General features: G+C 39.3%; 2 protein-coding genes. Both read left to right on the forward strand.

What is annotated here, in order from left to right; translation table 11 throughout:
• Window positions 1–110 precede the first annotated feature (110 nt).
• A complete protein-coding gene (locus tag F8B77_RS17575) occupies window positions 111–3,122 on the forward strand; it encodes a hypothetical protein (RefSeq protein WP_208846167.1) in 3,012 nt (1,003 codons plus the stop codon).
• 1,079 nt (window positions 3,123–4,201) lie between these two features.
• On the forward strand, window positions 4,202–7,989 hold a 3,788-nt coding region (locus tag F8B77_RS17000; RefSeq protein WP_151656833.1), incomplete at its 3' end, for a hypothetical protein.

A 7,989-nucleotide genomic window follows, 5' to 3' on the forward strand; every position in this document is an offset into this window, starting at 1 on the left:
CGGTGGCAGAGATTCAAGATCTAACCAATAGCGTCAATGTGATACGAACCTACGCTGTCGATAATACGCAACCAGTGCCAGCAGTGACTGACTACGCTGTAGTGGGTATCATGGGTGTCGATATTAACAACCTTGCTGAAATTAATACGCAGGTGAACAGCCAATTACTGACTACAGCCGCTGATATTCAAACATTAACAGGCAGTGTGAATATTATTCAAAGTTATGCTGTAGACAATACGCACCCATCACCATCGGTGACCGATTACGTGGTGATGGGGGTTATTGGTGTCGATGTTAATAATGTTGATGACGTGAATGGTCAGGTGGGAAGTCAATCGCTGATTACGCTCGCTGATATTCAAACGCTGACTGACAGTGTTAACGTGATCCAAAGCTATGCGGCGGATAATAAGCAACCAGCACCGTCAGTGACGAATTATGCCGTGGTGGGTTTAACTAGTGTGGATGCTAGTAATCTTGCTGAGATGAACTATCAATTGGATAATCAATCACTCGCTTCTATTGCTTCTATTCAAGCTTTGATCGACAGTTTTGTCATTATTGAAACTTATGCGCTTGATAAAACAGCTAAAGAACCAGCGTTAATAGACTATAGAAACATTGGCGGCCTATCAGTTAATATCAGCAATATAGATTTTATCAATGAGGCTATAGGTGGAAGTAACTCATCAACGAATGACGATTTTTTTGCAATAATTGCCGATGTTGTATTTGAATTAAGTCGAACTGGTATTGACATTTCTCCTGATTTGGATGGTGATGGAATTCTTAATGGGTGGGATGAGGATATCGATGGTGATAATATTCTTAATGCAAATGACCCGAACCCACTCGATCCATTGCAAACGTTTGATATTGATGGTGATGGTACTGAAGATAATACAAGCGATTTTGATGTAATAGCTATTGAGTTTACAGAAGATAGTGCTGTAGAGGTTGTCGGTGGACAGATTTATCAATTTATGCCGCTTACTCTAGCAAATGGAGCGCAGATAACAAATGCAGCAGTTTTTTCAGGTAACATAAATATTGTTGATAACACCTTAGTTTATAAAGCGTCAGAACCTTTTCCACAGCAAGTATATATTGAATATGAAGTAATTTCACCAAGCGGAGATATAACAAAAGAGCTGTTACTACTTGTTAACCAAGAAATGACTCCTGAAGGTGCCCCTATATTTTTCAATGTTGAGCCAATTACTATACCAGCCACAGCTTTATTTACACCAATAATAGGGCTATCCCCTACCGCGACCGATATTTTAGGAAATAGATTGCCGGTGTCACTTGCTAGTAATCAACCTCGTTTACGTTCTGGTAATAATGTTGTGTATTGGCAAAGTGATGATTCTAATTCAGGAAAAAGCCAGTTGGCAGCTCAGTTATTTAAAATTCAACCGCTTATAAATTTTGGTCAAGGTAAGGATATCTTTGAAGGGCATCAGGCGATCGTAAGAGTCCATTTGAGTGGCTTTGCACCAGACTACCCAGTAACAGTGCCAGTCTTGGTTGATGAGGTGTCATCTACGGCTGACTTCAACGACCATTCATTACCTGAAGTACAAAATGTAGTTATTACATCGGGGCTAGAAGGTCTGCTTGTTTTTGATGTTACACCTGATGAATTTATGGAAAATGAAGAACGTTTAACCCTAAAGATCAGTAGAGAAGTAAATACTGGCCCTCAAAGTGAACTTACACTGAATATTCAAGAATCTGACCCACCTCCCCGCGTTACTGCTCATGTAATCAATGAGGCGGGTGATCCAATAAACATAGTATCACTTTTTAATTTGGAACCATTATATTTACGTATCTCTGTGGATAATGAAGATATTCCTATGCAGCTAGTATGGTCTTATTTATCTGATACTGAAGAAAAAATTCTGTTAGGTGAAACAGGTCACACAGAGCAACTATTAATCAATATTCCTATGGAAATTGGTCGTTATCGTTTTTTTGTTGAAGCTTCAGCTTTAGATTATGGATTTTCAATTGATGCTAGCGTTGACCTTCGAGTTATCGAGCCTATAACGTTAACTATTGATAAAGATAGTGATTATGATGGCATACCAGATTTAGCTGAAGGATTTTCGGACAGTGATGGAGACTTAATTCCTGACTATCTGGATGCTGTTGACAGTTGCGAGCTTCAGGTTATTGACAATGAGAGAGTCCAAAATGGTGGTTTTGTATTGCAATCATCCCCTGGTAACTGTATTAAGCTAGGCCGTATATCAGAAATCAGTGATACTTATAGCCCTTATGTGAACGCTTCAAACGCCTTGAGTGTTTCTAGTGTTCCAGAAGACGTAGTTCATAAAGATAAATTTAATGAAAGTGAAATCAGTAATTTTATAGTAACTAATATACAGAATGAGAGTGCAACGATTGTTTTACCATTAATGCAACCATTTAGCAGAGGTGGTATTTTTAGGAAACATACTAAACTAAGAGGATGGTTCGATTTTGATTCCTCAGAAGAAGGAAGCAGTTTGCGTTATGCGTTAGGAGAGCTTGGATTTTGTCCTTCTCCTGGCTCCGCTTTATATCAATCAGAACCATTAATAGGAGCTAATTGTTTAGAGTTAACCATTAAAGATGGTGGTATTCATGATGGAGATGGCGAACGAAATGGTGTAATAGATGATCCAGGGTACATCGTCTATAAACAAGCGGCTTTGATACTAGACAAGCTTCCCCTTCATTTTCAATATGATTTGACTAGTAATAAAGAGTTCTATGAGCTGTCGTTTGATCTTTGCGATTATATAGAGCTAGTGCATTGCAATATTACTGTGCTATCAGCTGAGTTTGCAAATGTTATAGAGGCTACCGTCGAGGGAACACGCATTCACCTCAAAATGCCGGGAGGAGAAAGAACCTACGATGGACGAGTCGTATTTGATAGGGAAGGTCAACTAAGCACCCAGGAGATAAACGTCATTGTTACGTCAAGTGCCATAGGGGAAATATCTGTAACTAAGGGTGCAAGTGGTGGGGTGGTTAGCGGTATCTTACTTTTCTTTCTTGCGTTGATATTGCTGTGGCGATCAAAGAAGATGAATGATGTATTTAGGTCAAAAACTCCGCGTTAAACATTGCTTGTTATCGACGTTTTACGCAAAAATTATTTGTTCTCCCCAGGCTTGGTAAGATAATGTGCTTCAACGTCTTTTTTATACTGATTTAGCCACAATAAATCGGATAGCATGCGGAGTGTTCTGCTGTTAAAATTAACCCTATATTGACCTCATGCATTTACGACAGAACCTATAAATTAAAACTACAATTAAAATAATATAGAGTGAGGGTATCAATATTAAAATTAAATCATTAGCTTTTATTTTACTTAGTTTTCCTATCATTGTTTCTGCACATATTAATCCAATAGATCCTAATGAACTTTGTTATTTAAAAATGAAAGAGATGATGATCTTTATTTATAAACTTGATGTTAATAGTGATAAATATCAGAAGTTGTCAGAGAAGCCAAATGAAATAGATAGCTTGATGGACAATAATAAATATTGTGAAGCGAGTGATATGTTAGAGAGATCACTTCGACAATAAACATATTTATACCGTTTACCTTATTAGGTAAAGGGACTTTATCTCTTAATTGAGTACCGTTCAAAAATCTTCTAGTACCAAAGACTCCTTTCATAATCCTACGGCCTTGATTATAAACTCAGTTATCGACTAAGTACCTACAAAGAAGTTATCGGGAATTTAAGTCCTATTATTTCACATAATATCAACGGTTTAAGTATTAATAACTTTCCCGTTAGTACTTGCGACCTTTAACCCTAACCTTGATGAGGCAGTAGCTCAAGCCTTTGAGTGATTCGATGTGCTCGTAGGACAATTTTATCTTTGCGATAGAATCTAAAATTTGCAGATAATTTGTTAGCATCAATGTGGTTAATAGTTCTTTATTTATTGAATTTTGCAGAGTTTTAGTTTTGTTAATATGGTATTAATGTTTTTTTCTTCTGGTGTTTTGTAGGGTGAATACTTTGATTTTACTGAATTAAGCAACAAATTTCCTTGTAATAGCACCTATATATACTAATGTTATTTAATCAATGAGAGTAAATTTAAGTTATATGCCTTATGCATTTAAAGGTATTAAAGAATTAACTGTAGATATAAAAACCCATATTAGGGGGTCTAAATGTTTAGGTTATTTAAGTTATTTAGGTTGTTTATTTTAATTACACTGACAGCTTGTGACCAAGCAAGCGTAGTAAACAATCAAGAAGCAGATAAAGTCACTATTCAAAAATTAAACACGATTAGTGGGGTTGTGGTTGCTAATAATGTTGCCGGTGCTCTGGTTCATGTTTATGCCGTTGATGATAATGGAGAAGTTGGGCAACTCTTAAATGCTAGTGAGGTTGTTACCAATGATGATGGTTCTTATCGGATCGAAATTCCGGGCTATCGTGGGCAAGTTTTGGTTATTGCTAAAGGTGGTTCATATAAAGATGAGGCCACAGGTTTAGCTATTGATTTAGCTGATACGGAGCTTCGAGCTGTAACCGAAGTAACTGAAGTAACTGAAAATGGTAACGAAGAAGAAAATATTGCGGTGATCACTCCCCTAACGGAACTCTCAACCCAATTAATGGGTAGTGATTTATCCTCAAGTAACGTCGAAAAAGTAAATACCGAAATAGCAAAAGTATTCTTTGGTACTGCAAACCCTGACTTGATCACCAAAACCTCTCCTACTATTGCACAAGATGCCCCCTCGACAGACGATACTCCAGCGAATGCTGAGATTAAAAAAAATAGTACTAACTATAATTTGATTTTGTCTGGTCTCTCTAGCCTTGCCAAAGGGGGTAACCCGGTAAAAGCCCTAGAAAAAATCAAAGAAGAAATTACCATGAATAATGGCGATTTAAGTAATGATTTTAAAGAAGATTTGATTGAAGGAGGGATGACTGTCCTTGACAGTCAAGGTATTGACGTAGATCTTGAAAATAACACCATTTTGAATGTAACAGAAGAGTTTAAAGAAGAGGTAAAAGCGAAAGTCGCTAGTGATTTCTTTGCTAGAAAATTGCCGGAGCTGATTGAAGTTAAACCTGGCAACATTAATGCTTTCGAACTACTCATTAGTGAGCAACTTAGTAACATATTCGATTTCAAATTCTTTATTGTCAGCAATAATGGCTCTCAACAGGAGACTAGCGGCGTACAAATTTCGACTAGTGCACTGACAAACGCGGCACTAATGGTTGAATTAACCGATAAAGAGACGGGCACGTCAAAAAACGAATATGTTAATTTTATTATTGTCGAGACGGTTAAAGAGTTTACTTACAACATTGGCAATGTAAACAGCAATGGTCTTATCCCACTGCAAATTAGCCAGACTTCAGGCGATGACGTTGAGACCGTGTTAAACAACATGTCTAAACGGACCATTGAGATTGTTGAGATTAACCAACAAACCTTTTTAAGAGTGCTTCAAGATGGTATCGCGGTACTAGCGGTGCGTTCACAGGCCGATAGTGATGTCACTTTCGCTAATTTCAGTTTTAACGTGATTGAAGATCGTAATGACATCTTAGACATAGAGTGGTCTTTCGATGGCGATCGCCTCATTTCTGATTACCGCAGCAACGAAAACTTTTCTCTTTTCTATGAAATCAATGAAGTGGAGTTTGGGGGATTGGATGTCGTGGACCGAGGTCCGCTGTCACTGGATGACACGTTATCCTTTTACTACGTCAATCGTGATGGTATTCGTCTGACCAACAAAGTGTCGTCTGATCTGTTTTCGATTGTTCAACGCACGTCTTTAAAAGATTTTAATCAACGGGATAAAGAAACCTTATCGGCAGACAGCTTTGAGAGCGTTTTGGATCTAAATTTCCAAGAAGACAACGTCGCTTATTACGCTTCATTGCTTGAAGACAGCGATGCATTTGCTTCGTTTTCTGATCTACAAGCGTTTATTGAGACGGCCGATCAAAGCATGGGTGCGTTCAAAGTGGTTCAACAAGCGTCAGTGTCAGGAGAAGACACACTGATTGAGACCGAGACGTTCAACCGTATCATCAACCTCACCTTCGACAGCAATTCATTGACCAACTACAAAGATGAAATTGTACTAAAAGAGATGATTCCAAGTATCGATGCACTGCAGACGCTTATCATCTCGGTCGACAATAGTCTTGATGCCATTGCTAAAGTGAAAGGTTATGCCCTTGGTAACATTAGCGAGATTAGCGTTGCAGATTTTGATGCCATTTTGCATTTAGCCTATTTTGATCCAGCACTGTTACCACATTATCAAACCGCGTTGCAGATCAATGGTGATTTTGGGGACATCGCAGCGTTAGAGCGTTTACTGCTCAACGTTAATCAAGAGCAAGCGTTGTTGGCAAGTGCCAATGGCATGATTGCCTCCGCACCATTAATGTTATCGGATTGGTTTGACGGTCAACTGATCTCTGCGTTTGTTGAAGAGAATCTCGACGCGTACAACCGCGAAATCATCGAGCGTCAACCGCTAGACAATTTTGCGGCCATTGTTGTGTTAGTGGATGAAGTCAATGACAGCGTTAGCGCAATCAATAAGATGAACCAAGCGGCCATCGCGAGTGATACAACGGAGCTGACGTTAAATGATTTTGAAAAAGTGCTGCATCTTGAAAACTTTGATGTAGAGAATTTTGATGCTTATCTGCAAGCCATCGCTAGCCAAGAAGCAATAAAAAATACCGCTGCGTTAAATAGCATCTTACTCAGCATGAACGACACCCAAGGGCTATTGGCCATCATCAATGAGATAGATGAAGAAAGTCCTCTCGGTTTGGTGCAATGGCAAGCGAATGGGGCGGTTGAAGACGTTCGTGATGGTGATTACTTAGCGGCTTATAATGTCGAAGCAATAAAACGCAAACCGCTTAGCAGCATGGACGACATTCAACGTTTAGTGAATGACGTTAATATCAGTGTTACGGCATTTAGCAAAATTCAAAATGCGGCAGGGGGAGATACCACAGCTATAGCGACTTCTGATTTTACTGATATTTTGCATCTTGAACATTTTGATTCCAAAAACGAAGCGGCCTACCTAGTGGCAATCGGCAACGCGTCGTCAGTCAATAATGTTAACGCCTTAAGTGCTTTATTTCTTGCGACCAACCAAGCGCAAAATATACTGGCGTTGGTGAATGCTATAACAGAACAAGTGCAGATGGATCTAACCCAATGGCAAGCGGATGCGCTGCTCATCAACCTACAAACTACCGCTTCACATCTTGATACCTACAACAGTGAAGCAATGCTTCGTCAACCTTTTGCTGATATCACAGCACTTCAAGGCATGATTGGGGATGTCAACGCTAGCGTGGCTGCGCTGAATAAAGTGAGTAATCTTGCCGGAGGAAATACAAGTGCACTGACAGAAGATGATTTTGCTGCGATTTTGCACCTTAACCACTTTGAGGCGGTGAATATAACTAGTTATCAAGAGGCCATCGGTGCAGAGAGTTTAGTGGTGGGTTTGGCCGCGTTAGATGCGTTATTGCTTTTGACTAATCAACAGCAGGTCTTGCTTTCAGCTGTAAATGCTATCGATGACAATACACCATTAGAGTTATCGGATTGGCAAGTGGATATGCTGCTGAGTGACGTCATGGCTGAGCCTAACCTTAGTCATTACAACAGTGAAGCTCAGCTACGCCAACCAATCAATGACCTGGCTGAGTTGCAACTCTTGATTAGTGATGTGAATGCTAGTGTCGTTGCTTTTAACAAAATTCAAACTGCGGCTGGTGGTGACACCAGTGATCTGACGGTGGCGGAGTTTGATGCGATTTTACATCTAAAAAACAACTCAGCGAATTTTTCAGAATATTTAAGTGCGATTGAACTGGTGAGCACTCTTGACGATCTCGCAGCGTTGCAAAGCGTGATTGACAGTGTTGATGCCAGTGTTAG

This window comes from Aliivibrio finisterrensis, from assembly GCF_008933155.1.
Taxonomy (GTDB): domain Bacteria; phylum Pseudomonadota; class Gammaproteobacteria; order Enterobacterales; family Vibrionaceae; genus Aliivibrio; species Aliivibrio finisterrensis.